The following is a 26431-nucleotide window of genomic DNA, read 5'->3' on the forward strand; positions in this document are numbered from 1 at the left end:
ACCAGGGACTGAGCAGCTGTGAGCGCATCCACCTCGCTTGAGCGACCCACCGTACTCGGGCCACCCTCGAAGGCCGCCGCCCGCCAGCGCCCGCGCGCCGGTGTCATCGGCTACTGGCTGGTGCTTCCCGCCGCCGCGATCTACGCGGTCTTCACGCTGTGGCCGATCCTGCAGACCGTGTACCTCAGCTTCACCGACTGGAACGGCCTGTCGCCGTCGAAGTCGTTCGTAGCCTTCGACAACTATCGTGAACTGGCCGGCGACAGACGCTTCTTCGGCGCCTTGCTCAACAATCTCGAGTGGGTGGCCGGTAGCTGGCTGGCCCAAGGACTGGGCCTGCTGCTCGCCGCGCTGCTGTCGGCGTCCTGGATCCGGGCGCGGACGTTGTTCCGGACCGTGCTGTTCGTCCCGGCCACCATGTCGCTGGTCGTGGTCGGGATCGCCTGGAACCAGCTCTACCAACCCGACACCGGCATCCTCAACGCCACCCTCAGGGCCGCCGGCCTGAACGGTGTCGGCTGGTTGTCCGACCAGCACACCGCGATGCCGGCCGTCATCGCCACGGCCAACTGGACCTACTTCGGGTTCGCGATGGTGATCCTGCTCGGCGGCCTGCAGTCGATCGACCGCAGCCTGTACGAGGCGGCCTCCGTCGACGGCGCCGGCCCGGTCAAGCAGTTCGCGCACATTACCCTGCCCGGGATCCGGAACCAGATCACCCTTCTGCTGGTGCTGTCGTTCATCAACACGCTGAAGACGTTCGACCTCGTCTACATCATGACGAACGGCGGCCCCGGTCACAGCACCGAGGTCGTTGCCTACTACATCTACTCGCTGGCGTTCGTCACCCACCAGGTCGGCTACGGCGCCGCGGCCGCGGTGATCCTGAGCCTGATCATCCTCGTCATCACCATCGTGTTCCTGCGGCTGCGGGAAAGGAGCGAACAGTGAGCCGGACCGCCACCCCGACCAGGATCTCCGTCCATGCGGCCCTGGCCGTCGTCTCGATCATCTCCCTCGTCCCGCTGCTCTGGGTGCTGCTGCAGTCGGTCCGTACGTCGAACGCGACCTCGCTCGACCCGTTCTCGTTCGAGTGGCCACCGGTCTTCCGCAACTACCTGACCGCGTGGGACCAGGCGCACTTCTCGCAGTACCTGCTGAACAGCACCATCGTGGCCTTCGGGACCGTCGCCCTGGTGCTTGCCGTCGCCTTTCCTGCCGCGTACGGGCTGACCGTGCTGAAGCTCCGCCTGAGCTCAACGGTGTTCTACACGTTCCTGCTCGGGCTGATGATCCCCGTCTGGTCGGTGGTCATCCCGCTGTTCTTCCAGCTGCGCAACATGGGCCTCGTCAACACCCGGATCGGCGCCGTCCTGGTCGAGACGGCGATCGGAATCCCGTTCGCGATCTTCCTCCTCAGGGCGAGCCTGCGGGACATGCCGTACGAACTCGTGGAAGCGGCCCGTATCGACGGCGCGGGCGACATCCGTACGCTCTGGTCGATCGTGCGGCCGCTGGTCAGTCCGGCACTGCAGGCCGTCGTGATCCTGCAGTTCATGACGTCGTGGAACGAGCTGGTCGTCCCGCTGTTCTTCCTGCAGACCGACGACGTCCGCACGCTCCCGATCGGCCTGACGTTCTTCCAGGGCCGGTTCACCACCGACACCTCCGTACTGGCCGCCGGCACCACGCTCGCGGCGCTGCCGGTCCTGATCATCTACGTCGTCCTCAACCGCCGGTTCATTCAGGGCCTGACCGCAGGAGCCAGCAAGTGAGCGCAACCGTCTATGAACTCACCCGCCCCGGCGCCGGCCGGCTCGTACCGCAGAAGGTACCGACGCCTGGCCCGCACCAGGTCCTCGTCCGCGTGCAGAACGTCGGCGTCTGCGCCAGCGACCTGCCCACGTGGGCGAACCCGCAGCCGACGTACCCCATGCAGCTCGGGCACGAGCCCGTCGGTGAGGTGATCGAGGCAGGACCGGGCATTGATGTCCCGGCCGGTTCGCTGGTCGGCGGCCGGATTTTCCCGTCGTTCGCGACGTACGCCGTTGCCGACCTGGCCGACCTCGTCCTCATCCCTGACGGGGTCGATCCCGCGGTCGCCCTCCCCGAGCCGGTTGGCTGCGTCGTCGAGGGTTACCGGCGTACGCCGACCGCGCCCGGCGCATCCGTCGCTGTCGTGGGCGGCGGGTTCATGGGCCTGATCATGGTGCAACTGCTGGCGTCGTCGGCCATCTCCGACCTCATCGTCATCGATCCACGCGCCGACGCCAGAGATGCTGCGACGGCCTGCGGTGCCGGCCGGGTCTACGAGCCGGCCAGTGTGCCGGGCGCGCTCCGCTACGGCATGAACAGCCGGGAGACCGCCGGCGTCGACGTCGTCGTGGAGGCGTCCGGTTCGCAGGCCGGACTGGATCTGGCTGGTGACCTCGTCCGGCCTCACGGCGTACTGTCCATTCTCGGCTACCACCAAGGACGCCGGCAGGTGAATCTGCAGGACTGGAACTGGAAAGCGCTCGACGTCGTGAACGCCCACGTCCGGGACCAGCGCCTGCTTCGCGAGGCGACGCTGGCCGGGCTCCGCCTGCAGCAGGCCGGGCGGCTCGAACTGCAGAAACTGGTCACCCATCGCTTCACCGCGGACCGGATCGACGAGGCGTTCGAGACACTCCGGAGCAAGCCGCACGGCTTCATAAAGTCCGTCGTCGATTTCAGGTCGTCATGAACAGCCGCATCCGGGTCCTGGTCTGATCGAGGTCCCGGAGCAGGGGATGTACGGCGAGTACTTCGACATCCCGCAGCCGGACTAGACCGTGTTCCTGTCCACGTTCAGCGCGGCGAGGTGTTCCGGTCCGGCGTCACCTATACCCGCGGGGCCGGCAAGGTGTTCTACTTCTCGCCCAGCGACCAGGACTACCCCGCCTACCACCACCCGGACATCCAGCGCGTGCTCGCCAACGCGGTGTGCTGGGCCGCGCCGACCCGACCTCGTTCGGACCTGGTGACGGTCAACTCGCCGCGGTTGCGCGTGCCGGCCGGCGACTGAGGACGAACAGCGTGATCAGCAGTGGGAGGGTGACCAGGTACGCGGTGCGGAGGTCGACGACGCGGGCCAGTCCGGCGAGTGCAGCGGGCGCGATCAGGATCGCCGTACCGGACGCCAGAGCGCCGATCGCCGACAGGCGGGCGGGGCTCAGACCTGGAGTCGCGACCAGGGCGGCCAGGGTCACCGGGTAGAGCGGAGCAACACCCAGACCGGCGATGGCCAGGCCGAGGGCGACGGCCGCGGGTGCGTCGAACAGGCTGACCAACAAGGTGCCGAGGATCGCGAGCAGTCCGGACGGTACGACGGGAGACCAGCCGCGCCAACGGATCGGGCCGATCGCGCGACCCACCGCCATGCCGATCGGGAACGCGCTGCCCAGTACGGCGGCGGTTGCCGTCGACAGACCGCTGTCCACCAGTCGGGCCACAGCCCACACCACGAAGCAGAACTCCACCGCCACGGCCAGTACGACCCGCAACCACCCCAGTCCGACATCCAGAGCGACTTTGCGGCCCAACCACCGTCTGCCGAGGCCGACGGCCGGAGCCGAGTCGATCAGGACGGGGACCGGCGTGTCGACCGGGCGGCCAGGAGGATGCGGCCGTTGCGCGCGGCGGCTGAGGACGGCCAGGGCCACGAGGGGTGGCGCGGCGGCGAGCATGGCCAGACGGCCGGTGGGGCCGAGGGAGTCGAGGGCTCCGATCGCGAGTGGGGCGAGGATGCCGGTGCCACTGGCTACCGCGTTGACCCGACTGAGGCGCGCGGCGGCGGTGGGACCGTCCAGCATGAGCGGCGCGACCAGGACGAGCAGGGCCCCACCCAGGCCGACACACAGTCCTCCTGCGATCGCCACGGCGTACACAGGAGCCAGGGCGAGCAGGACCGTGCCGAACGCGCATACCACCGACCCGATCGCGAGGACCGTCGTCATCGGCCACGTCCGGAGGATCCGCGGCCCGACGACCGCGACGATCAGCAGACCGAGTGCGAAGCCCGACGACAGCAGAGCCAAGCGGTCGGTCGGCTCGTCGAGATCGCGCGCCAGGATCGCGATGCAGGCTCCCAGTCCGGCCAGCACGAACCCCATCGACGACAGCCCGATCCCGATCCGGACCTCGTCGCGCCGTGCCTGTTCCCCCGCCCGCACCGGAGCCTCCGTGCTCATTCGCGGGTCAGCTCAGCGACGAGGTGGTGCAGGTCGGGTAGCTCGATGTCGGCGGTTGTGCCCTTCAGGCCGGCCGTGAGCGCGCCGGCCGCGCGGCCGGCGGCCAGGCCGACCTCGGTGTCTTCGACGACTAGGCACTGCTCAGCAGGTACGCCGACCAGCTCGGCGGCCCGCAGATAGCCCTCGGGATCCGGCTTGCCGCGGGTGACGTCGTCGACGGTGACCAGGATCGACGGCGAGATCCCAGTAGCTCCGAGGCGGACCTTCGCCAGTCGGGTGGAGGCGCTCGTGAAGACGGCCCACGGCAGGCCGAGCCGTTCGAGCAGCGCGATCAGCTCATGTGCACCAGGTGCAGGCACGACATCGGTCAGGTCCTCGCACTCCAGATCCAGCAAACGCGCCGCGGCCGCGGATACCTCCGCCGGACGGAGATCGGGCCGCAGCCGCGCGATCGTCGCCTCGGACGGACTGCCGGGAGCGATCGCCAGTGCGTCAGCCGGCGGTACGCCGTACTCCTGCGCCCAGAGCGTCCAGGTCCGGTCGACGGCACCGTCGGAGTCGACCAGCGTGCCGTCCATGTCGAACAGCACCGCGCGGATGTCGCGAAGCCCCATCACCCCTCCAATTAAACTCGTCCCACGAGCATAAGGTAGAAGGATGCTATGACTCCAGTGCGCCGGGGACAGTGGCAGACGGCTTCCGACGTATTGATGCGGGTGAGCCGTCAGCCCGGGATCACGCGTGCCGCGGTGGCGCGGGAGCTGCGGCTGAGCACGAGTTCGGCCACTGAGGTGACCGCTCGGCTACGCGACGTACGGCTGCTCACCGAGGCACCGGCGCCCAGCCAGGGGCGGGGACGGCCGACCACGGTACTGCGGCCGCATCCGCAAGGGCCTGTGGCGCTCGCACTGGACCTCAGGCAGGGCAGTTGGCGGAGTGCCGTGGTCGCGGTCGACGGGTCGTTCCTGGAGCAGCAGTCCAAGCGGCACCGCAGTCGGCGCTCGCAGGTCGTGCTCAGCAACCTGCAGAAGGAGGTAGAGCGCGTACACCAGCAGTACGGCGCTCGGCTGCGGGTCGTGAGCCTGGCCGCGCCGGGCACCATCCGCGACAACCGTTTGATGCAGGCGCCAACGCTGGACTGGGCCGAGCTTGACCTCGAGACGGTCACAGCACGCACCGGCGTACCACTACTCGCCGGCAACGACGCGACCTTGAGCGGTGTGGCCGAAGCGCGCACTGGTGCGGCCGCGGGAGCCGGTACGGCGTTGCACCTGATCGTCGAGGTGGGTCTCGGCGGCACGCTGATCATCGACGGCGTACCAGCGCAGGGAGCGTCGGGCGCCGGCGGCGAGTACGGACATGTCCCGTTCGGGGATCGCACTCGGTTGTGCCCGTGTGGTGCGCGCGGCTGCTGGGACCTGGACATCGACGGGCGCGCACTGGCCAGGTATCTCAAGGAGACCGCACCGGACGATCCGTACGCCTACGCCGAGGCTGTGCTCCGCCGCACGGACCGTGCAGCGGCCCGGGCAGTCGCCAAGGTGGTCACGGCGTTGGGCACCGGCATCGCCGGTCTGGTCAATGCGCACGACCCCGACGTGGTCACGCTGGGCGGTCTGGCCATCCCACTCCGCGCTGCCGCCGCGACCGCGTTCGAGCAGGCCTACCTAGCCGGTCTGATGACCTTCCACCGCAGCTCTCCCCCGCCGGTCCTGTCGGCCACACACCAACCAGACGGCCCGCTCCGCGGTGCCGCCGCGCTGGCACTCGACCACCTCACCAGCGAGCCTTCCATCGCGACTTGGGCCGCTAGTCGGTAGTGGTCTCCTCCACTGCGGGAGGCGGCTCAGGCTTGGCCTTGGAGACGATCGGGGGCTCCACCTCCGCGAGGATGGTGATGAGGTCGAGCCGGTGGTGCTGGATCTCATGGGCGGTGTGGCGGATGATCCAGCCCAGCGTGCGCGGTGCGCGGACCGGGTAGTTGTAGAGGCCGAGCTTGCCGAGCTGCGGCGGGGTCAGCACCCGTGCGGCGGCACCGAACTCGCGGGCGAACCGCACCAGTGCGGCCGCCACCTCCATCGGGTCCTGGTCCTCGTACTTCTGCTGCTTCACCCGACCGGTCCGGTCCATCGGCGCGTACACCGGCCGGTCCTCCGCGAGGCACTGAGCGATCCGGAACCGCTGCACCTGAAGTACGTCGCGCACGTGGCAGGCGTACTCGATCGCGGACCACACGTCAGGCTTCGGCCGCAGCCGTACGACGTTCGGATCCGGACCGGCCGCGGCCTTGGTCAGAGCCATGCTGCAGTCCGCCGCCTGCCGGATGAGCAGGGTCACCGTGCCCTGCAGGTCACCCGTGTCGTAGTTGAAGCGGCACTGCTCGCAGTACCCGTCCACCGGGGGCTGCTGCTTCGTCAACTGCCACTCCCTCGAAATCTCCACGCGTGATCGACCGGACCGATTCCACCACCGAGTGCGAACCCGGCCGCGATCGCCCCGGTCACGTACTCCTTCGCAGCACCGACCGCACTCGGTACGTCGTACCCGCGCGCCAGGTACGACGCGATGGCGCTGGCCAAGGTGCATCCGGTGCCGTGGGTGTGCCGGTTGTCCGCCCGCACCGCGCTGTAGGACCGTCGTACCCCTGGACCGTGCAGCACGTCCACTGCCGCCGTACCGACGTCGTGGCCGCCCTTGACCAAGACCCACGTGGCTCCGGCGTCCATGAGCAGCTTCGCGGCGAGCTCACGGTCCTCGATGGTCTCCAACTCGATCCCGGCGACCGGTCCGAGCTCGGTCAGGTTCGGCGTCAGGACGGTTGCCAGCGGCACGATCTCGGTCCGTACGGCATCCATCGCGTCAGCGGCCAGCAGCGCGTCACCGTGCTTGGACACCGACACCGGGTCGACCACCACTGGCACCGACGGCGGCAGAGTCCGTAGCAGGGACGCCACCACGCCGACCATCCGCGCGGAGGCCAGCATGCCGGTCTTGACCGCATCCACACCGATGTCGTCCACCACACTGTGGAACTGGGCGCGGACCTGCTCCTCCGGCAGCTCCCACGCACCCTGCACGCCGAGGCTGTTCTGCGCTGTGATCGCGGTCAGCACGCTCATGCCGTGCACACCGTTGGCCAGCATGGACTTGAGGTCGGCCTGGATCCCCGCTCCGCCGCCGGAGTCCGAACCGGCGATCGTGAGCACCCTGGGCAATCGACTCATCTCAGCTCCTGAAGTGGGCGTGACCGGACTCCTCGGCGTACGCCGCGCCGTCCACGGTGACCGTTCCGGCCGGCCGTTCCTCGTTGCCCTCAGCAACCGCACCGATGACGGTCCAGCCCTCGGGCACGTCCGCGGGCTCGAAGGTTCCGACCAGTGCGTGGTCCTCACCACCCGTCAGCACGAACTTTAGCGCGTCCACACCTGTCGCGGCCGCCACCGCCTGCAGCGGCTCCGGCACGGCCAGCGCGTGCGAGTGTACGTCGATGACCACCTGACTCCGGGTGGCGATGTGGCCGAGATCCGAGAGCAGTCCGTCGCTCACGTCACACAGCGACGACGCACCGGCCAGTGCAGCCCGCGGCCCCTCGGCGTACGGCGGCTGCGGGCGGCGGTGCGCTTCCACCACCGACCGCGGCGAGCGGAAGCCGCGGGTGAGCACTGTGTAGCCGGCTTCGGCCCAGCCCAACCGGCCGATGTACGCGACCTCGTCACCTGGGCGTGCACCGGAGCGCAGCACCGGCGCCCGGCCGTCGAGCGTTCCGAAGGCTGTCACCGAAACGACGATCTTGTCCGATTGCACGGTGTCGCCGCCGACGATGTGCACATCGACCAGTTCGCACTCGTCCACCAGGCCCTGGTTGAGCTCCAGCGCCCAAGCGGTCGCCAGGTCGGCCGGTGCGCCGAAGCCGACCACCATGGACGTCGGCCGCGCGCCCATCGCCACCACATCGGCCAGGTTCTGCGCGGCGGCCTTGCGGCCCACGTCGTACGCCGACGACCAGTCCCGGCGGAAGTGGCGGCCCTCCACCAGCAGGTCCGTCGTGATCACCATCCGCCCGTCCGGCACCGCCACCACAGCCGCGTCGTCACCAGGCCCGACCAGGACGTCCTCACTTGTGGACAGCCCCTTGGTGACGGCCTCGATCAGGCCGAACTCACCCGTGCTCCCCAACGTCTCTGTCACGTCAGCAGACCTCCCATATCGCCAGTGGGAGTCTAGGCGGTGTCTGGTGGTCCCGCGCTGTAGCGAGCAGGTGCTCGGTGCGGTGCGGCGAGGTGCCGTGCCGAGTGCCGCGCAGTAGGCGGGGGATTACCAGACACCGCCTTAGGCGGTACCGTGACCGGGCAACGAAGAGTACGCCCGGCCGCCGCCCAGTACAGCGGCCGGAGCCAGCTGAGGACGACTGAGTGGAGAACGACGTGGTGGTCCAGGCCTACATCCTGATCCAGACCGAGGTCGGCCGGGCGGCCGACGTCGCCGCACAGATCGCCGAGGTCCAGGGCGTCACCCTGGCCGAGGACGTCACCGGTCCGTACGACGTGATCGTCCGCGCGGAAGCCCGCAACGTCGACGAACTGGGCAAGCTGGTCGTTGCCAAGGTCCAGAACGTGCCTGGCATCACCCGCACCCTGACCTGTCCCGTCGTTCACATCTGAGCTGGTTCCCGAGGTCCCGCCGTCCTTCAGCATGCCCAAGGTCCTGTTCGCTGCACTCGGTCTGACCGGTCTGCTCGTCCTGGCCGCGTGCAGTCCGGGGGCTGTGCCTGTCGCCGTACCCTCTCCAGCGCCCGAGGTCGCTGCGGTCTGTGAGCCGCTGGTGGCGGCGCTGCCCGACAAGGTGCTGGACACCGACCGCCGCAAGACCGAGCCGCCCAGCCCGCTGACCACCGCGTACGGCGATCCGCCGATCGAGGTCACCTGTGGAGTCACCCCACCGGCCGGGATGGCCGAGGCGCAGTCGCAGTGCTTCGAGGTGAACGGCGTCGGCTGGTTCGCCAAGCCGGCCGACAACGGGGTCATCTTCACGACCATCGGCCGCGAGGTCTACGTCGAGGTCGCGGTGCCGGCGAAGTACAGCCCGGAGGCGAACGCGCTGACCGACGTCTCGGACGCTATCCACAGGTTCGACAAACTCATCACCCCCTGTACCTGACGACGGCATACTCCCTGTCGAGAAGGAAATTCGTCCGCACTCGGTGTCCGGTTCGGTCCGGCGGGGGCGACGTATCGGCTGAGAGGCACCCGCGGTGGGTGTCCGGACGACGGGAGATTCCGATGAAGTACATGATCCTGACCTACGCGTCGCAGCAGGACTACGACGGGATGTCCGGCAAGGACACGGGCAAGCCCGCCTGGACGGCCGAGGACTTCGCGGCGATGGGTGCGTTCATGGAGAAGTTCAACTCCGACCTGGCCGAGTCCGGCGAATTGGTCGAGACCCGCGCCCTGGCCGCGCCGGTGCACACCCGGCGGCTCGGTTCGAAGGATGGCAACGCGGTGGTGACCGACGGCCCGTACGCCGAGACCCAGGAGGTACTCGCCGGGTACTGGATCGTCGAATGCGAGTCGTTCGACCGGGCGACCGAGATCGCCGCCAGACTCGGCGACACACCGGCGCCCGAGTTCGTCCGCGCGACCGCGTACGCCGACATCCGGCCGGTGGTCGAGGGTCGCGACGAACTGGTGGACTGATCGCCATGCCGGCAGCTCTCGAGGACCTGCTGCGCGAGCTGGCGCCGCAGGTGCTCGGGGCGCTGGTCCGGCGGTACGGGCATTTCGACACCGCCGAGGACGCGGTGCAGGAGGCGCTGCTCGCGGCGGCGCAGCAGTGGCCGGAAGACGGCGTACCGGGCAGTCCGCGCGGGTGGCTCATCACGGTGGCCTCGCGCCGGCTGACGGATCTGCTCCGTCGGGAGCAGGCCCGGCAGCGGCGCGAGGACCGGGTGGGGCAGTGGGGGCCCGGTCCGAGCGAGCCGATCGCGAACACCGACGACACGCTGATCCTGTTGTTCATGTGCTGCCATCCATCGCTGTCACCCGCGTCGCAGATCGCGTTGACGTTGCGGGCGGTCGGCGGTCTCACCACCGGGGAGATCGCCCGGGCGTTCCTGGTGCCGGAGGCAACGATGACGCGGCGGATCAGCCGGGCGAAGGCGACTGTGAGCGACAGCGGTGCGCGGTTCGCTCTGCCCGCGGATCGGGACGAGCGGCTCGGCGCCGTGCTGAAGGTCGTCTACCTGATCTTCAACGAGGGCTACGCGAGTACGACGGGGCCGAGTCTGCAACGGGTCGAGTTGTCGGCGGAGGGGATCCGGCTGGGGCGGATGCTGCACCGGTTGCTGCCGGACGACAGCGAGGTGACGGGGTTGCTCGCGCTGATGCTGCTGACGGATGCGCGTCGGCCAGCGCGGACAGGACCGTTGGGTGAGTTGGTCCCGATGGACGAGCAGGATCGGTCGCTGTGGATCTCTGAGCTGATCGAGGAAGGGGTGGGGCTGATCACTGCGGCGCTGCCGCGGGGTCCGGTGGGTCCGTATCAGCTGCAGGCTGCGATCGCCGCCGTACATGACGAGGCCGCGTCGGCGGAGGAGACCGACTGGCCGCAGATCCTTGCGCTGTACGAGGTCTTGCTCCAGTTGACCGACAACCCGATGGTCGCGCTCAACCACGTCGTCGCAGTCGCGATGGCGCGGGGACCGGACGAGGGTCTCAAGCAGCTGAGCACCATCGAAGACGACGACCGCCTCGCACAGGACCACCGCCTGGCAGCCGTGCGCGCGCACCTGTTGGAAATGTCCGGCTATACCGCAGCAGCCCGAGCCGCCTACGAAGAAGCAGCAACCAAAACCACCAGCGTCCCCCAACAGCGCTACCTCCACACCCGAGCCAACCGCCTGTGACTGCGGTGTCGGCGGACCCCCGCCTACGACTGCGGTGTGGGCTGACCGCTACCGCCTATGGCTGCGGTGTGGGCGGACCCAACCGCCTCTAGTTGAGTACCTGGTAGCGGATGTGGGTCGCTTCTGGGGTGTCTAGTACGCGGATGATCTTTAGTTCGGTCTCGGTGGGGAGGAGGTCGAAGAGACGGTGGCCTCGGCCGAGGAGGACTGGGACCTGGTGGAGCTGGATCTCGTCGAGGACGCCGGCTTCCAGCGCGCTCTGAGCTATGTAGCCGCCGCGGACCTGGACGTCGCGGTCGCCGGCGGCTGCCTTGGCTTGCTTCATCGCGCTCACGATGCCGTCGGGGACATACGTCACCAGCGGGTAGCCCCACCGCGCGGCAGGACTGGGCGGTCGGTGACTCGGAACGAAGATCGGCCTGCCGTTGTGATCGCCACCCCAGTGATCCATCAGTTCGGCTGTACGACGGCCCGCGAGGACCGCCCCGCAGTTGTTCCATTCGTCGAAGAACTCCGCCTCCGGTCCGGCCGGCCGCTTCGCTTCGGCGTCCTCGGCGAACCAGTTGTGCAACCGATGCCCGTCGGCTCCACCGAGGTAGTCGTCGAGATCCGCGATGTACCCGTCAACGGACACCGACATGTCGAGCACCGACTTGGACATGAACCTGCTCCCCTCCTGGCCCGGCGCGGGGTCAACCCCACGTCCGCGACCGTAGGCCGCCTGCCTTTCAGTCCACTTTCAGAGTCTGAAAGGCAGGAAAGGGAGTCAGCGGAGACCGGTGGGGCGCGTCATGGCCAGGTCGAGGAGGCGGTTGACCAGGGTCGGGTAGTCGATGCCGGATTCTTCCCACAGGCGCGGGAACATGCTCGTAGGCGTGAAGCCAGGCATCGTGTTGATCTCGTTGATCACCACTCGGCCGTCGGCGTCGAGGAAGAAGTCGACCCGGGCCAGGCCCTCGGCCTCGATCGCGTCGAACGCGGTCAGAGCCTTCGCGCGGATGTCCGCGGCCACGTCGGCCGGGAGGTCAGCCGGCACCGAGAGTGCGAGGTAGTCCTCGCCCTCCGGCAGGTACTTCGTCTCGAAGTCGTAGAAGTCGTGCCCACCACCGGAGACTGCGACCTCGCCGCACACGCTGACCTCGGCCGGACCACCGTCCAAGCCGCCCAGGACGCCGACCTCGATCTCGCGCGGGTCGTTGGCCGACGCCTCGACGATCACCTTCGGATCGTGGGCCCGGGCCTCGACGATCGCGTCGTCGAGCTCGTCGCGGCTGTTCACCTTGCTGATCCCCAGGCTCGACCCGCCGCGGGCCGGCTTCACGAACACCGGGTAGCCGAGCTCGTCCACCGCCTTGCGGCAGGCCTCCGCGTCGCGCACCCAGTCGCGGTCGCGGATCACGACGTACGGGCCGACCTCGAGGCCGGCCGCCTGGAAGACGACCTTCATGTAGTGCTTGTCCATGCCGACCGCGCTGGACAGTACGCCGGAGCCGACGTACCGGATGTCCGACATCTCGAGGAGGCCCTGGATCGTTCCGTCCTCTCCCCACGGGCCGTGCAGGAGTGGGAACACCACGTCAACCTCGCCGAGCGTGCTCGGTACCGTGCCCGGTTCGCTCACCACGAGCTCGCGGTTCGCGCCGAACAGCACCGGCATCGCGGTGACGTCGACCTCCGGGAGCTTGCCGTCGGTGATCGACAGCCGCTCCGGATCACCGCTTTCCAGCACCCAGTGACCGCTGGTACTGATGCCGACCGGGACCACGTCGTAGACGTCGCGGTCGATCGCCTGCAGCACGTTGGCCGCGGTCACACAGGAGATGGCGTGCTCGCTCGACCGTCCGCCGAAGACCACGGCGACGCGGGGCTTGCGTTGTTCCCTCGAGTACTCACTCACCGGCTCGACTGTAGCGGCCCGGCGATCAGGTTCCGATCTGGGTTCGGTTAAGGGCTGTTCAGATTTCGGACGGTAGCGGCGTGTCCCAGCTGACCGGGAGCGCGGTCACGCCGTACACCAAGGTGTTGTCCTTGAACTCGATTTCCTCGAACGGTACGGCGAGTCGCAGCGTCGGGATCCGCCGGTACAGACGGCTGAACGCCTCCTGTAGTTCCACCCTGGCCAACTGTTGTCCGAGGCACTGGTGTGGACCGAAACCGAACGCCACGTGACCGGCCGCCTTGCGGGTCAGCTCGAGCCGATCGGGGTCCGGGAAGGCCCGCTCGTCCCGGTTGGCCGACGACAGCGCTGCGACCAGGAACCCGCCGGCCTCGATCGTCCGGGAGCCGGCCGGGAGGTCGTCCGTCACGTGCCGGAACACGCCGAATTGAACGACCGACAGGTACCGCAGCAGCTCCTCGACAGCGGCCGACGCCAGCGACGGATCGTCACGCAGAGCCTTGAGCTGCTGCGGGTTGCGCAACAACGCAAGGGTGCTGAGGGCAATCATGTTCGCGGTCGTCTCGTGACCGGCGATCAGCAAGGTGATGCCGATCGACACCAGTTCGGGCACCGTCAACGGCTGGCCCTGTTCTTCGGCGCGGGTGATCAGGCGGGACAGGAGATCGTCCTCACGCTTGGACTGCTTGGCGAGCACCAGACCGACGATGTACTGGTTCAGCTCGCCGCTGACACGCATCATCTCGTCCGGATCCCGGTCGATCGCCACCAGGACCGCGTTCCGCTGCTGGAACTCGTCGCGATCCGCGTACGGCACCCCGAGCAGCTCGCAGATCACCAGCGACGGGATCGGCAGCGCGAACGCCTGCACCAGATCGATCGGCCCGCCGGCCGCGAGCATCGCGTCCAGGTGGTCCTCGATCATCTGCACGATCCGCGGCCGCAGCGCCTCCATCCGCTTCACCGCGAACTCGGTCGCCAGCAACCGGCGCAAGCGTCGGTGTGCCATCCCGTCGTTGTGCAGGACCGAACCCGAGTCGACCTCCCGGCCCAGATCGGCGTCCACCCGGACGTGGTCCGACGGTGCGGACCGCGAACTGAGCCGGTCGTCCCGCAGCACCGTGCGTACGTCGTCGTACCGGCTGAAGACCCAGGCGTCGACGCCGGCCGGGGTCGAGACCTTCGACGGACCCTCGGTACGGCGGAGTGCGGCGTACTCGCTCGCGGGGTCGAACGGGCACCCGGACGGGCGGTTGACGGGGAACGTGTCGGTCATCGGCACCCTTTCGGCAGATTCTGGTAGTGACTACCGTATGACTGAGACTGCCGACCAGGAACGTTCACTGGCGAGTCGGCCAACCGATACTCTGCCCGCGGAGGTGGAGATGGGACTGCGCGAACTGAAGCGGGAACGGACCCGCCGGCTGATCGCGGACAAGGCGTTCGAACTGTTCACCGACCACGGCTTCGGCCGGACCACGGTGGAACAGATCGCCGCCGCCGCGGAGGTTGGTCCGAGCACCCTGTACCGGTACTTCCCGACCAAGGAGACGCTCGTCCTCGAGTTCGTCGAGGACTGCCTGATGGACGCCGTCGGCTGGTTCCGCGGGCAGCCAGTGGTCATCGCCCTGCCCGACGGCCTGCGGTCGGTGATCGAGCGGGTGCTGGAGCGGCTGGAGAGCAACCCGGACCGGGTGCGCGCGGTGTTCGACCTGGCCGGTCAGACCGCGTCGGTGAGCGCCCACCTGAACGAGCTGATCTGGCGCTTCCGCAACGACCTCACCGACGAACTCGTCCGCCGCCTCTCCGGCGTGGCCCGGCAACAAGGTTCGGATCCGCAGCAGGTCGAGTTCACCGCGGCGCTGGCGGCCGGGATCGCAATGAACATCATCGAGACGGTGGTCCGCATCTGGGTCGAGAACCCGGACGACACCGAGGTCAAAGTGCTGGCCCGCCGCGCGATGAGCCTGCTCCGCAGCGGCGGCATCCCCCTCCCAGCGGCCGGTTCGCAACGCCCCAGCCATCTCCCGTCCTCCCCCGCCCGGAGCGAGACAGACGGCGGGCGGAACAATTCCCCGTATGGCCTCTGATCTCGATCCCTCCACCGTCGTCGTCCACGCCGGCCGCCCAGAGCGTGTGCCGAACGCGCCGGTCGGCGACTCGCCGGTCTTCAGTTCGACGTACGTCGCGGGCGGCGACCGCGGCTACGGACGGTTCGGCAACGACGCGTGGACCGCACTCGAGGAGACCCTCGGCGCCCTCGAAGGCGGTCGCGGACTGACCTTCGCCTCCGGAATGGCAGCGGTCGCGGCGGTCTGCGATCTCGTCCCGGTCGGCGGCCGGATCGTTGCACCACAGCACGCGTACTCCGGTGTCCTCGCGCTCCTCGACCAGCATGCGGAATCCGGCCGCCTGCGCGTCGACAAGGTCAACATCGCGGACACCGACGCCGTGATCCAAGCGGTCGCAGGCGCCGACATGCTGTGGATCGAGTCACCGACCAACCCGGCGATGGAGGTCGCGGACATCCCCGCGCTCTCAGCCGCCGGTCACGCAACCGGCGCGACCGTTGTCGTCGACAACACGTTCGCGACTCCGCTGCTGCAGCAGCCGCTCAAACTCGGCGCGGACGTCGTGATGCACTCGGCAACCAAGTTCATCGCCGGCCACTCCGACGTCATCCTCGGCGCCGTCATCACCGCCGACGAGGACCTCTGGGCCGCGATCGAGCTCCGCCGCCGTGGCAGCGGCGCGATCCCCGGCCCGATGGAGGCCTGGCTGGGCCTGCGCGGCCTGCGGACCCTCGCGCTGCGGCTCGAGCGTGCCCAGTCCAACGCCGCCTTCCTGGCCGAGCGTCTCCTTCAGCACCCGCGCGTGAGCCGCGTCCGGTACCCGGGCCTACCGGATGACCCCGGCCACGCCCGCGCCGCCGCGCAGATGTCCGGCTTCGGCGCGATCCTGTCCATCGAGCTCGGCGGCGACGGCGAGTACGCCCAGCGGGTCTGCGAGAGCACCGAACTGTGGGTTCACGCGACCAGCCTCGGTGGCGTGGAGTCGATGCTCGAACGCCGTCGCCGCTGGGCGATGGAGGTCGAGACGATCCCGGTGGACCTGATCCGGCTGGCCGTCGGGATCGAGCACCCCGACGACCTCTGGGCCGATCTGGAGCACGCGCTCAAGACCGCGACTTGAGCACCGGCCCACCGAGGAACGTCAGCACGCAGAGCACCAGCGGCAGGATGAACGCGATGTTCAACGGCATCCAGTGCGCGAGTCCACCGATCAGCGCCGGGCCGGCGAGCAGACCGACGTACCCGAGACCGACGACGCGGGCCATCAGGGCACCGGCGGCGCGGGGGTCGAGGTTGCCGGCGGCGGTGAAGAGTTGCGGTACGCCGCCGGCCAGGCCGAGGCCGAACAACGCCCAGCCGAAGAGGGCGACGGGCACCCACGGTACGACGATCACGATGGTCAGACCGACCGCGGCCATGGCGGCGCCCCACCGGACGATCGCCGCCGGTCCGACAACAGCGGCGACCCGGTCGGTGAGGAACCGGCCGACGGTCATCGCCACCGCGAAGGCGCCGTACGCGTAGGCCGCCGTACTGACCGACGTACCGAGGATGTCGCGGAAGTGCAGCGCGGCCCAGTCGTTGGCCACGCCCTCGGCGAGCATCAGGCCGAACGCGAGCCCGCCGAGCGCCCAGACCAGCTTGCCGGGCGGCTTCGCCCGCACCTCCGTCGGCTCATCGGCCTCGTCGGCGCTTGCCTCGATCAAGAACCGGCTGGCGGCAAGTGCGATCACGATGCAGACCGCGCCCGCCACGCCAAGGGTGACCTCGGTCGGTACGCCGGCTCGTAGCGTCGCGGCACCGATCAGCGCGGCGATCGCGCCGCCGATCGACCACATCGCGTGGAAGGCGGCCATGATCGGGCGCGGGTAGCCGCGCTCCACCACCACCGCCTGAGCGTTCATGCCGACGTCGATCGAGCCGTTGCCGAAACCGATGAGAATCAGCGTCAGGCCGAGCGTCCACCAGTTCGTCGCCAGGCCGGGACCGGCGAGGGCAATGCCGAGCAGTACGCCGGCCGCGGGCACGAGCCGTCGCTGGCCGAGGCGGTCCACCAGCGGACCGGCCACCTGCATGCCGGTGAACGCGGCGCCGCCGAGGACCAGCAGCAGAAGCCCGAGCGTGCTGTGCGAGATACCGGTGGCGTGCTCGATGCTGGGGATGTGCACGACCCACATCCCGACGGCGAACCCGTTCAGGCCGAAGTACAGCCAGGTGGCGACGCGGGCGGCTCTTGGCGGTGCGGTCTGCGAACGCAGATCGGTGGCGGTCAAGAAGCGTCCTCCAAGGCGGCAACCTCGACCAGCACGCCGCGTTGGGCCAGCAGCGTGCGCTGGTCCTCGGGCGCGGTCGGGTCGGTGATGATCAGGTCTGGGTAGTCGGCCGGACAGACGTAGGCCAGTGCGGCGCGATCCCACTTCGCGCCGTCGGCCAGCACCATCGAGCGAGCGGCGACGGCCATAGCCTCCTGCTTGACCTCGGCGTCGCCCAGGTCGAACGCAGTCAGTCCGGCGTCGAGGCTGAAGGCACACGGGCTCAGCACGGCCAGGTCGAACCGGAGTGCGCGCAGCGATGCGACCGTCAGCGGACCGACCAGGGCGAGCTCGCCGCGACGTGCCTCTCCCCCGGGCATCAGCAGCCGGATCCGCGGCGCGTCCGCCAACTCGTGCGCGACGTGCAGCGAGAGCGGCATGACCGTCACCGCGCGGTCGTGCAGAAGCTTGGCCACCTCGAGCGCCGTAGTACCGCTGTCGAGGACGATCGTCTCGCCGTCGTGGATGTGCTCGACCGCGGCGCGCGCGATCGCACGCTTCGCGGCGACGGCCGCCTGCGCCCGCAGCGAGTACGGCGGCTCGACACCCGAGGCCATGGCCGGGACGGCACCACCGTGGACCCGCTTGAGGACGCCCTGGGCGGCCAGGAAGTCGAGGTCGCGGCGGATCGTCATGTCCGAGGACTCGGTCGCCTCGACCAGTTCCTGGACCGAGACTCGGTCAACGCCCCGAAGTCGTTCTACGATCACTTGATGCCGTTCTGCACTCCTCACGCGCAGAAATCTACCATCTGCCTGATCGATCAAACAGATTGTCTGTTCGCTTGTGACTGATGACACCACGCTGGTCAGGCGGTCGCGGTACGCCGTGGCCGCGGTCTTCTGCGTTCACGGCTCGGTGACGGGCTCGTTCGCGACCCGCGTGCCATGGATCCAGGAGCACGCCGGCTTGTCTGCCGGGCAGCTCGGGATCGCACTCGCGTTCCCCGCGCTGGGCGCGGCGCTGATGATGCCGCTGGCCGCCCGGGTCACCCACCGCTTCGGGACGCGGAACGCCTTGCGCGGTCTGCTGGCGTTGTGGACGCTCTCGCTGATCCTCCCGTCGTTCGCACCGAACCTGCTGATGCTGGCCGCCGCCCTCTTCGTGTACGGCGGGACGTCGGGGATGGCCGACGTCGCAATGAACGCGCTCGGGGTCGAGGTCGAGCATCGGCTGGGCAAGTCGATCCTGTCCGGTCTGCACGGGATGTGGAGTCTCGGTGCGCTGTTCGGCGCCGCGGTCGGCACTCTGGCGGCGCACGCTGAGCTCAGCGCGCAGGTCCATCACGTGGCGGCGGCCATCGTCCTGACAGTGATCGGGGCTGTGGTGTGTCACTTCGTGCTGAACATTCATCCGGACGACGACGAGGAGCCGCCGGCGCGGTTCGCGCTGCCGCCGCGGTCGGCCTTGCTGATCGGTGCGGTCGGGTTCTGCGCAGTGTTCGCCGAGGGCGCGAGCCTGGACTGGTCGGCGGTCTACCTGCGCGACATCCTCGACAGCACGGCCGGGGTCGCGGCGGCCGCGACGACGGGCTTCGCGTTGACGATGGCGATCGCGCGGATCACGGGGGACGCGGTGGTCGACCGGTTCGGCGCCGTACGGACGGTTCGCTGGAGTGGCGTGATCGCGACGGCGGGCGGCGTACTGGTCGTGGTCGCGCCTCACGCGGCGGTCGCCATGCTGGGGTTCGGGCTGCTCGGGATCGGGATCGCGGTCGTCGTACCGCTCGCGTTCGCCGCGGCCGGCCGGACCGGCACGAACGCGAGTCAGGCCATCGCCGGCGTCGCGACGATCACGTACGCGTCCGGGCTGGTCGCGCCGTCGATCATCGGCGGGATCGCGCAGGCCAGCAACCTGACCGTCTCCTTCATGGTCGTCACCCTCCTGACCGTGGCCCTGGCCGTCTTCGCCCCAGTCCTCCGCACCAAGCCCCGCGTCCGCGCGTAGCCCCGCGCCTGCCTCGCGACGCGCCTAGCCTCGTGTCGTCGCTTAGTCGAGCAGCCGGTCGAGCACCTCCCCGGCTTCCTCGTAGCCGGCGTCGCTGATCCGCTGCAGCTCCAGCAGATCCTTCGCGGCAGCGGCACGCCGCGTGAGGTGCTCCCCCGCCCGCTCGTTCCCCTCGTCCAGCAACTCGTTCAGAGCGTCCAGATCAGACCGCTGATCCGCCAGATCGGCGAGCCGGTCCATCGCCTTCTCGTTCCCCTCGTCGGCCAGCGCGCGCAGGGTGTCCCAGTCAGTCATGGTTCGATCATGCGACCTTGCCCCTAGGGCAAGGTCAACAATGGCCCTGTGCTCACGATCGGACAGCTGGCCAAGTACGTCGGGGTGTCGACCAAGACCATCCGCGTCTACCACGCCAAGGGCCTGCTGCCCGAGCCCGAACGCGACGCATCCGGCTACCGGCGGTACGGCGCGGAGGCGGTGGTCGACCTGATCCGGATCCGGACCCTCGCCGAGGCCGGCGTTCCGCTCGCAAGGATCCGCAACCTCGGTGCAGGGCAGGAATTCGCCGCGGCCCTGCAGCAGATCGACGACGATCTGACCGACCGGATCCGTGGCCTGGAAGCGACCCAGGCCCGACTGCGCGAGCTGGCCTCGGGCGACGTACAGCTGCTCCCGGCCGAGGTCGACGTACACCTGCGGGGTCTGGCCGAGCTGGGCTTCAGCGAGCAGTGGGTGGCGATGGAGCGCGATCTGTGGATCATCGTGTTCGCTACCTATCCGGAGACCGGGGACGAGCTCTTCAGAGACCAGGCCGGTGCTCTGGCCGAGCCGGCGCTGCGGGAGCTCTACCTCGAATACGACCGCGCCCGCGACCTGCATCCCGACGACCCGACACTGGTCGAGCTCGCCGACCGGATCGTCGCAGCCAGCATCGAGCGCTACGGCACCGATCTCCCCGGCCAGGCGATCGACCCCAACCTGCCCCAACTCCTCCAGAACACGGTCAACGCCTCATCCCCCGCCTGGCAACGCCTCGACCAGCTGATCCGCCGCCGCCTCGGCTGAGGCGTGCCAGGCCAACTGTTCGCGCGCGACTACTTGTCGGTGGCGAAGGCGGCGTCGAAGGCGGCTGCGGGCTTGTCGAAGGCCAGGTTGCGGATGACGTTGACTGCTTCGGCGGCGCCGACCTTGCGCTCCATGCCGGCGTCTTCCCACTCGACCGAGATCGGGCCGTCGTAGCCGATCGAGTTCAGGACCCGGAAGCAGTCCTCCCACTGCACGTCGCCGTGGCCGGTGGAGTAGAAGTCCCAGCCGCGGCGCGGGTCGCCCCACGGCAGGTGCGACCCGAGCCGGCCGTTGCGGCCGCCGCCGACCCGCATCCGGGTGTCCTTGCAGTCGACGTGGTAGATCCGGTCCTTGAAGTCCCACAGGAACGCGACCGGGTCGATGTCCTGCCACACCATGTGCGACGGATCCCAGTTCAGGCCGAACGCCTCGCGGTGCCCGATCGCCTCGAGCGTCAGCGTGGTGGTCCAGTAGTCGTACGCGATCTCCGACGGGTGCACCTCGTGCGCGAACCGCACGCCCTCCTGGTCGAAGACGTCGAGGATCGGGTTCCACCGGTCCGCGAAGTCCTGGTAGCCGGCCTCGATCCGCTCGGCCGGCACCGGCGGGAACATCGCGACGTACTGCCAGATCGAAGACCCGGTGAAGCCGATCACCGTGTTCACGCCGAGCTTGGCGGCCGCGCGGGCGGTGTTCTTCAGGTCCTCGGCGGCGCGCTGCCGCACACCCTCGCCGTCGCCGTCGCCCCAGATCCGGGACGGCACGATCGCCTGGTGCCGGAAGTCGATCGGGTTGTCGCAGACGGCCTGGCCGACCAGGTGGTTCGAGATCGCGAACACCTGCAGGTTGTACTTGGCCAGGATGTCCTTGCGGCCCTGGACGTACGAGTCGTCGTCGACCGCCTGCTGGACGTCGAAGTGGTCACCCGAGCAGGCGATCTCGACGCCGTCGTACCCGGCCTCGGAGGCGAACTGGCAGACCTCCTCGAACGGCAGGTCGGCCCACTGACCGGTGAACAACGTGATCGGACGTGGCATCTGACTGACTCCTCAGCGATTAAGAGTTCTCGACGGTGGTCCAGGCGCTGTCGTCCGCGGCCGACCGCAGTACGGCGTCGACCAGCCGGGCGGACCGTGCACCGGCGGCGAAATCGGGCAGACCGTCCGGGCGATCACCCAGTACGGCGGCATAGCTGTCGGCAACGAACGAGTCGAACGCATCCTGGTAGCCCTGCGCATGCCCGGCCGGCAGCCGGTTCACTCGCGCCGCGGGCGGGCTGAGCGTCTCGGGATCCCGGGTCAGCAACTGCGAGGCGGCACGACGGCCGACCCAGAGGCGATCCGGGTCCTCCTGGTCGAAGCCGAAACTCGACTCGGTCCCCGAGACCTCCAGGTAGAGGCGGTTCTTCCGGCCCGCGGCGACCTGGCTGACGACGATCGCGCCGACCACTCCTGCCTCGGTGCGGAACTGCGCGGTCGCCAGATCCTCGGTGCGCACCTGCACGCCACCACGCTCGCTCCGGACGGTCCGCAGTTGCGCACTGATCGCCGCGATCCGGTCGCCGGTGACGAACTCGGTCAGGTCACACCAGTGCGACCCGATGTCGGCGAACGTCCGGGACGGACCGCCGGTCTGGTCGTCGACCCGCCAGTTCTGGTCGTCCACACCGGTCAGCCAGTCCTGCAGGTACGACCCGTGCAGGCTGGTGATCACTCCGGCGTCGCCGGCGGCGATCCGGGTCCGGAGCTCGCGGACCATCGGGTGGTAGCGGTAGACGAACGGCACCGCTCCGACGCGCTCGGCGTCGACAGCGGCGGCATGCAGACCGGCCGCGTCCTGCGCCGAGGTCGCGAGCGGCTTCTCGCAGATCACGTGCTTGCCGGCCTCGAGCGCCTGCAGCGTCACCGGGAGGTGGGTGTTGTTCGGCGTACAGACGTGGACGACATCGATGTCGGCGGCAAGTAGCTCGTCCAGGGTCGCGAAACCGCGCTCGGCACCGGTCGCCTCAGCCGCGGCCTCCGCACGCGCCGGGCTGGACCCGATCGCGCCGACCACCTGGGCTCCTGCCACCAGGGCCGACCTGCCGTGAACACGGCCCATGAAGCCGCCGCCGACGATCCCGACCCGGAGCTTGCGCGCACTGGTGGACACGTCGAAGGACGCTATGTGACACTTTTGAACCCTGTCAAGCAAAAGTCCATCGGTCCAACGACGGAAGTGCTGCGATGAGCGATCTGGGTACGGCGGGCACCGGTGCCGTGCTGCGGTTGCTCCTGGACGGGCAGCCCCGGACCCGCGCCGAACTCATCGACCTGAGCGGCCTGGCCCGGTCCACCGTGACCGGCCGGATCGAAGAGTTGCTGACGGCGGGACTCGTCGTACCGTCCGGTGAGGCAGCGTCGACCGGTGGTCGGCCGCCGGCGCGGTTCCGGTTCAATCCGACCGCCCGACTGATCCTGGCAGCCGACGTCGGCGCGACACATCTATCCGTCGCCCTCACCGACCTGACCGGCGAGATCCTCGATCGGTCGACCATGCCGCTCAACATCGCCGAAGGACCCGAGGTGGTCCTGACTGCGATCGCGCAAACCGGACGTTCGCTGCTGAAGGCTGCGCGGCGTTCAGTCACGGATCTTGCCGGCACCGGAGTCGGACTGCCTGGACCGGTCGAGCACAGCACCGGGCGCCCGAACCATCCGCCGATCATGCCGGGCTGGGACTCCTACGACGTGGTCGGCCGGCTCGACCACGAACTGAAGGCGCCGGTCCTGGTCGACAACGACGTGAACATCATGGCGCTCGGCGAACACGCGACCGAGTACGCCGACGTCGAGCACCTCCTGTTCGTCAAGGTCGCCACCGGCATCGGCGCCGGCGTGATCAGCGGCGGCCGCCTGCATCGTGGCGCCAAGGGCGCGGCCGGAGACATCGGCCACATCCAGGCACCAGGCCGCACCGAACTGTGCCACTGCGGCAACACCGGCTGCCTGGAGGCGGTTGCGTCGGCATCGGCCATCGCCGCCCAGCTGAACGTCGGTGGCAGTCACGACATCGTCGACCTCGTCCGCGCCGGCAACACCGCCGCAACCGCAGCGGTCCGCCAGGCAGGCCGTGAGATCGGCACCGTCCTCGCCGCGGCCGTCAGCCTGCTCAACCCGTCGGTGATCGTCATCGGCGGCTCACTGTCCCAGGCCGGCGACAGCCTGCTGGCCGGCATCCGCGAAGCGATCTACGCCAGATCGTTGCCCCTGGCCACCACCGACCTGCACGTGACCACCAGCCGGTCAGGTCAGGACGCCGCGCTGCGTGGCGCCGCAACCCTCGTCCTTCAGCACGCCCTCGCCGTTTAGCCGGGATCACCAAGACCAGCGGAGCGGGCTCGGATGATCGCCTCGGCCCGGCCGGCCACCTGCAGTTTCGCGAAGATGCTGGTGATGTGGTTGCCGACGGTCGCGTTCGCGACGCCGAGCCTGGCAGCGATCGCAGCGTTGCCGAGTCCGCCCGCGATCAGGTTCAGCACGTCGCGTTCGCGCGGCGTCAGCTCCGGAAACGCGGGCTCGTCGGCACGCGGCCCGGACAGGTAGGCGAGCGCCCGGCGAGCGACCCCCGGTCCGAAGATCGCCTCGCCGGCGGCGACCGCGGCGATGGCCCGGATCACGTTGTCCGGTGCCGCACCCTTCAGCACATATCCGCGGGCACCGGCGCGCACTGCGGCGAACACCGACTCGTCGTCGTCGAACATCGTCAGCATCACCACGGCCACCTCCGGCGCGACCCGACCGATCTCGCGGGTTGCGTCGATCCCGGACACCCCGGGCATCTGGATGTCCATCACCAACACGTCGGGACGCAGCGTCACAGCCGAACGAACCGCCTCCGCCCCGTCGGCCGCCGTACCGACCAACTCGTATCCGTCGTGCGCGGACAGCAGGGCGCCAAGGCCTTCCCGGACGATGCCGTGGTCGTCGGCCACCACGATCCGCACCGTCATGCCCGCACCTCCAGGACGGACGGCCCCAACGGGAGTACGACGCTGACTGTGCACCCGGTCCGGTCGTACCGGATGTCGCACTCGCCACCGAGTTCGGCGGCCCGCTCGGTGATCGACGTGAGCCCGACCCCGGGCTGCCAGTGCGGCCCGTCGTTCACACCGTTGTCCCGCACCTCCATCGACAGCCGCCTGTTCTGTACCGACAGCCGGACCCCGGCCGACGTCGCGTTCGAGTGCCTGATCACATTCGTCAACGCCTCGGTGACGATCCGGTACGTCGCGACCTCCACCGCCGCGGGCAGTTCGCCCAACTCAGCCGGCGCGTCCACCGTGATGCCGAGTGGGCCGCCGTCACTGCGCCGGCCCGCGGTCACGGCGTACTCCCGCAGCGCACCGAGCAGGCCCAGTCCGTCCAGCGCGGGCGGCCGCAACTGGTCCACCAAGCGGCGGATCTCCTCGACCGCCCCGATCGTCAGGTCGCGCAGACTCACCAGCAGGACCGAACTCCGCTCGCGATCCCTGTCGAGCAGGCGCAGCGCCGCGTCGGCGTTCAGTACCACCGCGGTCAGCACGGGACCGAGCCCGTCGTGCAGATCGCGGCGGATCCGCCGGCGCTCCTCCTCACGGCCGGAGATGACCCGTTCCCGGGAGTCCCGCAGTTGATCGGCCAGCCGCCTGGCCTGCACCGCCACCGCGAGCGGAGCCGCCAGCAGCGTGAGGACTCGCTCGTCGGCCGGAGCGAGCCGCTGTTCACCCGAACGCAGTCCGACGACGAGTTCACCAAGCCGCTCGCTTCCGGACCTGAGCGCGATCGCGTGCCGGACGGCGGGCAAGTCGCCGTACGCCGACACCTGGTTGCCGTCGACGAGCACAGCGGCCGCCGGGAAGTGCATGACCCGGCACAGCGCCTCCAGTACGCCGTCCAGCCCGGAGCCGGCCGCTGTACCGAGCCGGGCGCCGACCTCGGCCATCGCCCGCACCGGATCCTGCCGCGCGCCGTAGAACGCCCGATGAATCAATCGCTGCAACCAGACCCGCACGGGGTTGAAGGCGAGCGCGATCACCAAGGTGGCGAGGACCGACGAGTTGAGCGAGACCTGATGGCGCACTGTCCGGTCCAGCAGGAGGACGAGCGCCAGATAGCCGGCCACGACTCCGCCGGTGAGCAGCAGGTACAGCACCGATCGCGAGACCACGAGGCGGATGTCGAGCAACTGGTACCGCAGGACGGCGATCGCGATGGCCACCGGGACGAGCAGGATCGGCAGCACCCCGACGAGCAGCGACTCCGAGCCGGCCGCGGCCGCGACCAGGAAACAGCCGACCATCAGGATCATTGCCAGCAGCAACCAGAGGATCTGCCGGCGGGTCTGCTCGCAGCCGCGCCGGTAGCGGACGACGACCGCGGCCAGCGCCGACAGGTAGCCGACCGCGAGCCCGATCGAGCTGGCGTTCTGCAGCCAGACGATCTGTACGAACCCGGACCAGGCCGGATAGCCCGGGATGCCCAGCTCGCTCGTCAGTCCGCCCTTCGGATCCAGCACCGCCGACGCTGTCCACGTGACTCCGGTGACCACGAGCACCACGACGACCCAGCGCCAGCGACGACTTGGCAACCGCCCGTCCGGGAACAGAACGAGTGACAACGGCAGGAACGTCGCCAAGGCCCAGGTCCAGCCGCCGTTCGTCAGCGTGGCGAACCCACGCCAGAACGTGCTGGGCTCTCCCAGCCACGCCAGCACGCTGGTCCCGAACCCGGTCGAACCGTAGAACAAGCCACCGGCAAGCAGCGACCAGCCCACCAGGTTGCGCGGATGGCGGTCCGCGATCGGCCAGCCCGTCAACGCCAGACAGATCCCGATCAGGGCATTGGTCACTACGAAGAGATCGATCAGCCGGGTCCAGCTCAGTCCCGAAGCCGTTGCAGCGACCACGGTGACGACGGTTTGCGCCGACGCCACAGCGAGCACCGCGAGGGCTACCGACCGCAACCGGCGGTCGGTAGGGCCCGTCCCCTCCGAGGTGGTGCTCACTG

The 26431-nt window shown here is 69.3% G+C and carries 29 protein-coding genes; 14 read left to right on the forward strand and 15 right to left on the reverse strand.

What is annotated here, in order from left to right; translation table 11 throughout:
- Window positions 1-18: 18 nt before the first annotated feature.
- The 4 genes from E0H73_RS14385 (at window position 19) to E0H73_RS14400 (ending at window position 3046) form a co-directional block, all read left to right on the forward strand.
- Window positions 19-951, forward strand: a complete 933-nt coding sequence (locus E0H73_RS14385) for a carbohydrate ABC transporter permease (protein ID WP_131355232.1) — start codon at window positions 19-21, stop codon at window positions 949-951.
- Window positions 948-1775 carry a carbohydrate ABC transporter permease gene (locus E0H73_RS14390; protein ID WP_131355235.1) on the forward strand — a complete coding sequence of 276 codons (828 nt, stop codon included), beginning with the start codon at window positions 948-950 and terminating at the stop codon, window positions 1773-1775. Before E0H73_RS14385 ends, E0H73_RS14390 begins: the two co-directional genes overlap by 4 nt.
- Complete coding sequence (locus tag E0H73_RS14395; protein ID WP_131355239.1) at window positions 1772-2725, forward strand: alcohol dehydrogenase catalytic domain-containing protein; 954 nt, start codon at window positions 1772-1774, stop codon at window positions 2723-2725. The genes E0H73_RS14390 and E0H73_RS14395 overlap by 4 nt, the downstream gene beginning before the upstream one ends.
- 117 nt (window positions 2726-2842) lie before the next feature.
- Window positions 2843-3046, forward strand: a complete 204-nt coding sequence (locus E0H73_RS14400; protein WP_337590319.1) for a type 1 glutamine amidotransferase family protein — start codon at window positions 2843-2845, stop codon at window positions 3044-3046.
- On the opposite strand, the gene E0H73_RS14405 is transcribed toward E0H73_RS14400, so the two are convergent.
- Together E0H73_RS14405 and E0H73_RS14410 are read right to left on the reverse strand one after the other, a co-directional pair.
- Window positions 3009-4211, reverse strand: coding sequence for an MFS transporter (locus E0H73_RS14405; RefSeq protein WP_131355242.1), 1203 nt, complete (start codon window positions 4209-4211; stop codon window positions 3009-3011). The two genes, E0H73_RS14400 and E0H73_RS14405, sit on opposite strands and share 38 nt — an antisense overlap.
- Window positions 4208-4825, reverse strand: coding sequence for an HAD-IA family hydrolase (locus E0H73_RS14410; protein WP_131355245.1), 618 nt, complete (start codon window positions 4823-4825; stop codon window positions 4208-4210). Before E0H73_RS14410 ends, E0H73_RS14405 begins: the two co-directional genes overlap by 4 nt.
- A 48-nt stretch (window positions 4826-4873) precedes the next feature.
- On the opposite strand from E0H73_RS14410, the gene E0H73_RS14415 reads away from it, so the two are divergent.
- On the forward strand, window positions 4874-6031 hold the full coding sequence (locus tag E0H73_RS14415; RefSeq protein ID WP_131355248.1) for an ROK family transcriptional regulator: 1158 nt from the start codon (window positions 4874-4876) through the stop codon (window positions 6029-6031).
- On the opposite strand, the gene E0H73_RS14420 is transcribed toward E0H73_RS14415, so the two are convergent.
- From E0H73_RS14420 to E0H73_RS14430, 3 genes are read right to left on the reverse strand one after another with little or no spacing between them, the layout of a single operon-like run.
- A complete protein-coding gene (locus E0H73_RS14420) occupies window positions 6021-6629 on the reverse strand; it encodes a DinB family protein (protein ID WP_131355251.1) in 609 nt (202 codons plus the stop codon). The genes E0H73_RS14415 and E0H73_RS14420 overlap by 11 nt on opposite strands.
- A complete protein-coding gene (gene thiD, locus E0H73_RS14425) occupies window positions 6626-7435 on the reverse strand; it encodes a bifunctional hydroxymethylpyrimidine kinase/phosphomethylpyrimidine kinase (RefSeq protein WP_131355254.1) in 810 nt (269 codons plus the stop codon). The genes E0H73_RS14420 and thiD overlap by 4 nt, the downstream gene beginning before the upstream one ends.
- Window position 7436: 1 nt before the next feature.
- A complete protein-coding gene (locus tag E0H73_RS14430; RefSeq protein WP_131355257.1) occupies window positions 7437-8399 on the reverse strand; it encodes a thiamine-phosphate kinase in 963 nt (320 codons plus the stop codon).
- Between the two features lie 224 nt (window positions 8400-8623).
- Here E0H73_RS14430 and E0H73_RS14435 point away from each other — a divergent pair, with 224 nt between their 5' ends.
- The 4 genes from E0H73_RS14435 (at window position 8624) to E0H73_RS14450 (ending at window position 11115) form a co-directional block, all read left to right on the forward strand.
- Window positions 8624-8872 (forward strand): Lrp/AsnC family transcriptional regulator, encoded by a 249-nt coding sequence (locus E0H73_RS14435; protein ID WP_131355260.1) that lies wholly within the window; start codon window positions 8624-8626, stop codon window positions 8870-8872.
- Window positions 8873-8903: 31 nt separating this feature from the next.
- Window positions 8904-9368, forward strand: coding sequence for a DUF3515 domain-containing protein (locus E0H73_RS14440; protein ID WP_131355264.1), 465 nt, complete (start codon window positions 8904-8906; stop codon window positions 9366-9368).
- 122 nt (window positions 9369-9490) lie between these two features.
- Window positions 9491-9907: a YciI family protein gene (locus E0H73_RS14445; RefSeq protein WP_131355266.1), complete on the forward strand. Its 417-nt coding sequence runs from the start codon at window positions 9491-9493 to the stop codon at window positions 9905-9907.
- A gap of 5 nt (window positions 9908-9912) precedes the next feature.
- Complete coding sequence (locus tag E0H73_RS14450) at window positions 9913-11115, forward strand: RNA polymerase sigma factor (RefSeq protein ID WP_131355269.1); 1203 nt, start codon at window positions 9913-9915, stop codon at window positions 11113-11115.
- Between the two features lie 88 nt (window positions 11116-11203).
- Here E0H73_RS14450 and E0H73_RS14455 read toward each other — a convergent pair whose 3' ends face one another.
- The 3 genes from E0H73_RS14455 to E0H73_RS14465 form a co-directional block, all read right to left on the reverse strand.
- Window positions 11204-11776, reverse strand: coding sequence for a dihydrofolate reductase family protein (locus E0H73_RS14455; RefSeq protein WP_131355272.1), 573 nt, complete (start codon window positions 11774-11776; stop codon window positions 11204-11206).
- A 105-nt stretch (window positions 11777-11881) separates the two neighbouring features.
- Window positions 11882-13012: a D-alanine--D-alanine ligase family protein gene (locus E0H73_RS14460; RefSeq protein ID WP_131355275.1), complete on the reverse strand. Its 1131-nt coding sequence runs from the start codon at window positions 13010-13012 to the stop codon at window positions 11882-11884.
- Window positions 13013-13070: 58 nt separating this feature from the next.
- Entirely contained in the window at window positions 13071-14288 is a 1218-nt protein-coding gene (locus E0H73_RS14465) for a cytochrome P450 (RefSeq protein WP_131355278.1), read from the reverse strand.
- A gap of 109 nt (window positions 14289-14397) precedes the next feature.
- Here E0H73_RS14465 and E0H73_RS14470 point away from each other — a divergent pair, with 109 nt between their 5' ends.
- Together E0H73_RS14470 and E0H73_RS14475 are read left to right on the forward strand one after the other, a co-directional pair.
- Window positions 14398-15102 carry a TetR/AcrR family transcriptional regulator gene (locus E0H73_RS14470; protein WP_131355281.1) on the forward strand — a complete coding sequence of 235 codons (705 nt, stop codon included), beginning with the start codon at window positions 14398-14400 and terminating at the stop codon, window positions 15100-15102.
- A complete protein-coding gene (locus tag E0H73_RS14475) occupies window positions 15092-16204 on the forward strand; it encodes a trans-sulfuration enzyme family protein (RefSeq protein ID WP_131355284.1) in 1113 nt (370 codons plus the stop codon). The genes E0H73_RS14470 and E0H73_RS14475 overlap by 11 nt, the downstream gene beginning before the upstream one ends.
- Here E0H73_RS14475 and E0H73_RS14480 read toward each other — a convergent pair.
- Window positions 16188-17357 carry an MFS transporter gene (locus E0H73_RS14480; protein ID WP_238164000.1) on the reverse strand — a complete coding sequence of 390 codons (1170 nt, stop codon included), beginning with the start codon at window positions 17355-17357 and terminating at the stop codon, window positions 16188-16190. The two genes, E0H73_RS14475 and E0H73_RS14480, sit on opposite strands and share 17 nt — an antisense overlap.
- The gene (locus tag E0H73_RS14485; RefSeq protein WP_131355287.1) at window positions 17354-18106 is read right to left on the reverse strand and encodes a DeoR/GlpR family DNA-binding transcription regulator; all 753 of its coding nucleotides are present in this window, start codon (window positions 18104-18106) and stop codon (window positions 17354-17356) included. The genes E0H73_RS14480 and E0H73_RS14485 overlap by 4 nt, the downstream gene beginning before the upstream one ends.
- A gap of 76 nt (window positions 18107-18182) precedes the next feature.
- Between E0H73_RS14485 and E0H73_RS14490 the strand changes: the two genes are divergently transcribed.
- On the forward strand, window positions 18183-19343 hold the full coding sequence (locus E0H73_RS14490; protein WP_131355290.1) for an MFS transporter: 1161 nt from the start codon (window positions 18183-18185) through the stop codon (window positions 19341-19343).
- 42 nt (window positions 19344-19385) lie between these two features.
- Here E0H73_RS14490 and E0H73_RS14495 read toward each other — a convergent pair whose 3' ends face one another.
- The gene (locus tag E0H73_RS14495) at window positions 19386-19637 is read right to left on the reverse strand and encodes a hypothetical protein (RefSeq protein WP_131355293.1); all 252 of its coding nucleotides are present in this window, start codon (window positions 19635-19637) and stop codon (window positions 19386-19388) included.
- Window positions 19638-19685: 48 nt separating this feature from the next.
- Between E0H73_RS14495 and E0H73_RS14500 the strand changes: the two genes are divergently transcribed.
- On the forward strand, window positions 19686-20405 hold the full coding sequence (locus E0H73_RS14500) for a MerR family transcriptional regulator (RefSeq protein ID WP_131355296.1): 720 nt from the start codon (window positions 19686-19688) through the stop codon (window positions 20403-20405).
- Between the two features lie 29 nt (window positions 20406-20434).
- Here the strand turns inward: E0H73_RS14500 and E0H73_RS14505 are convergent, their stop codons facing one another.
- Entirely contained in the window at window positions 20435-21442 is a 1008-nt protein-coding gene (locus E0H73_RS14505) for a sugar phosphate isomerase/epimerase family protein (protein ID WP_131355299.1), read from the reverse strand.
- Between the two features lie 19 nt (window positions 21443-21461).
- Window positions 21462-22556, reverse strand: coding sequence for a Gfo/Idh/MocA family protein (locus E0H73_RS14510; protein WP_131355301.1), 1095 nt, complete (start codon window positions 22554-22556; stop codon window positions 21462-21464).
- A 74-nt stretch (window positions 22557-22630) separates the two neighbouring features.
- On the opposite strand from E0H73_RS14510, the gene E0H73_RS14515 reads away from it, so the two are divergent.
- Window positions 22631-23755 (forward strand): ROK family transcriptional regulator, encoded by a 1125-nt coding sequence (locus E0H73_RS14515; protein ID WP_131355304.1) that lies wholly within the window; start codon window positions 22631-22633, stop codon window positions 23753-23755.
- Here the strand turns inward: E0H73_RS14515 and E0H73_RS14520 are convergent.
- Both E0H73_RS14520 and E0H73_RS14525 read right to left on the reverse strand, forming a co-directional pair.
- Window positions 23752-24396, reverse strand: a complete 645-nt coding sequence (locus tag E0H73_RS14520) for a response regulator transcription factor (protein ID WP_165555670.1) — start codon at window positions 24394-24396, stop codon at window positions 23752-23754. The genes E0H73_RS14515 and E0H73_RS14520 overlap by 4 nt on opposite strands.
- Complete coding sequence (locus E0H73_RS14525; protein ID WP_165555671.1) at window positions 24393-26429, reverse strand: sensor histidine kinase; 2037 nt, start codon at window positions 26427-26429, stop codon at window positions 24393-24395. The genes E0H73_RS14520 and E0H73_RS14525 overlap by 4 nt, the downstream gene beginning before the upstream one ends.
- Window positions 26430-26431: the final 2 nt, after the last annotated feature.

Source organism: Kribbella pittospori, from assembly GCF_004331465.1.
GTDB classification, from domain to species: Bacteria; Actinomycetota; Actinomycetes; order Propionibacteriales; family Kribbellaceae; genus Kribbella; species Kribbella pittospori.

Excerpts from the sequence above, each read along its gene's own strand:
- E0H73_RS14520 (WP_165555670.1), bottom strand. The coding sequence starts at position 24,396 with ATGACGGTGCGGATCGTGGTGGCCGACGACCACGGCATCGTCCGGGAA.
- E0H73_RS14440 (WP_131355264.1), top strand. The coding sequence starts at position 8,904 with ATGCCCAAGGTCCTGTTCGCTGCACTCGGTCTGACCGGTCTGCTCGTC.
- E0H73_RS14515 (WP_131355304.1), top strand. The coding sequence starts at position 22,631 with ATGAGCGATCTGGGTACGGCGGGCACCGGTGCCGTGCTGCGGTTGCTC.
- E0H73_RS14465 (WP_131355278.1), bottom strand. The coding sequence starts at position 14,288 with ATGACCGACACGTTCCCCGTCAACCGCCCGTCCGGGTGCCCGTTCGAC.
- thiD (WP_131355254.1), bottom strand. The coding sequence starts at position 7,435 with ATGAGTCGATTGCCCAGGGTGCTCACGATCGCCGGTTCGGACTCCGGC.
- E0H73_RS14505 (WP_131355299.1), bottom strand. The coding sequence starts at position 21,442 with ATGCCACGTCCGATCACGTTGTTCACCGGTCAGTGGGCCGACCTGCCG.
- E0H73_RS14495 (WP_131355293.1), bottom strand. The coding sequence starts at position 19,637 with ATGACTGACTGGGACACCCTGCGCGCGCTGGCCGACGAGGGGAACGAG.
- E0H73_RS14475 (WP_131355284.1), top strand. The coding sequence starts at position 15,092 with ATGGCCTCTGATCTCGATCCCTCCACCGTCGTCGTCCACGCCGGCCGC.
- E0H73_RS14445 (WP_131355266.1), top strand. The coding sequence starts at position 9,491 with ATGAAGTACATGATCCTGACCTACGCGTCGCAGCAGGACTACGACGGG.
- E0H73_RS14450 (WP_131355269.1), top strand. The coding sequence starts at position 9,913 with ATGCCGGCAGCTCTCGAGGACCTGCTGCGCGAGCTGGCGCCGCAGGTG.
- E0H73_RS14470 (WP_131355281.1), top strand. The coding sequence starts at position 14,398 with ATGGGACTGCGCGAACTGAAGCGGGAACGGACCCGCCGGCTGATCGCG.
- E0H73_RS14405 (WP_131355242.1), bottom strand. The coding sequence starts at position 4,211 with ATGAGCACGGAGGCTCCGGTGCGGGCGGGGGAACAGGCACGGCGCGAC.
- E0H73_RS14415 (WP_131355248.1), top strand. The coding sequence starts at position 4,874 with ATGACTCCAGTGCGCCGGGGACAGTGGCAGACGGCTTCCGACGTATTG.
- E0H73_RS14455 (WP_131355272.1), bottom strand. The coding sequence starts at position 11,776 with ATGTCCAAGTCGGTGCTCGACATGTCGGTGTCCGTTGACGGGTACATC.
- E0H73_RS14410 (WP_131355245.1), bottom strand. The coding sequence starts at position 4,825 with ATGGGGCTTCGCGACATCCGCGCGGTGCTGTTCGACATGGACGGCACG.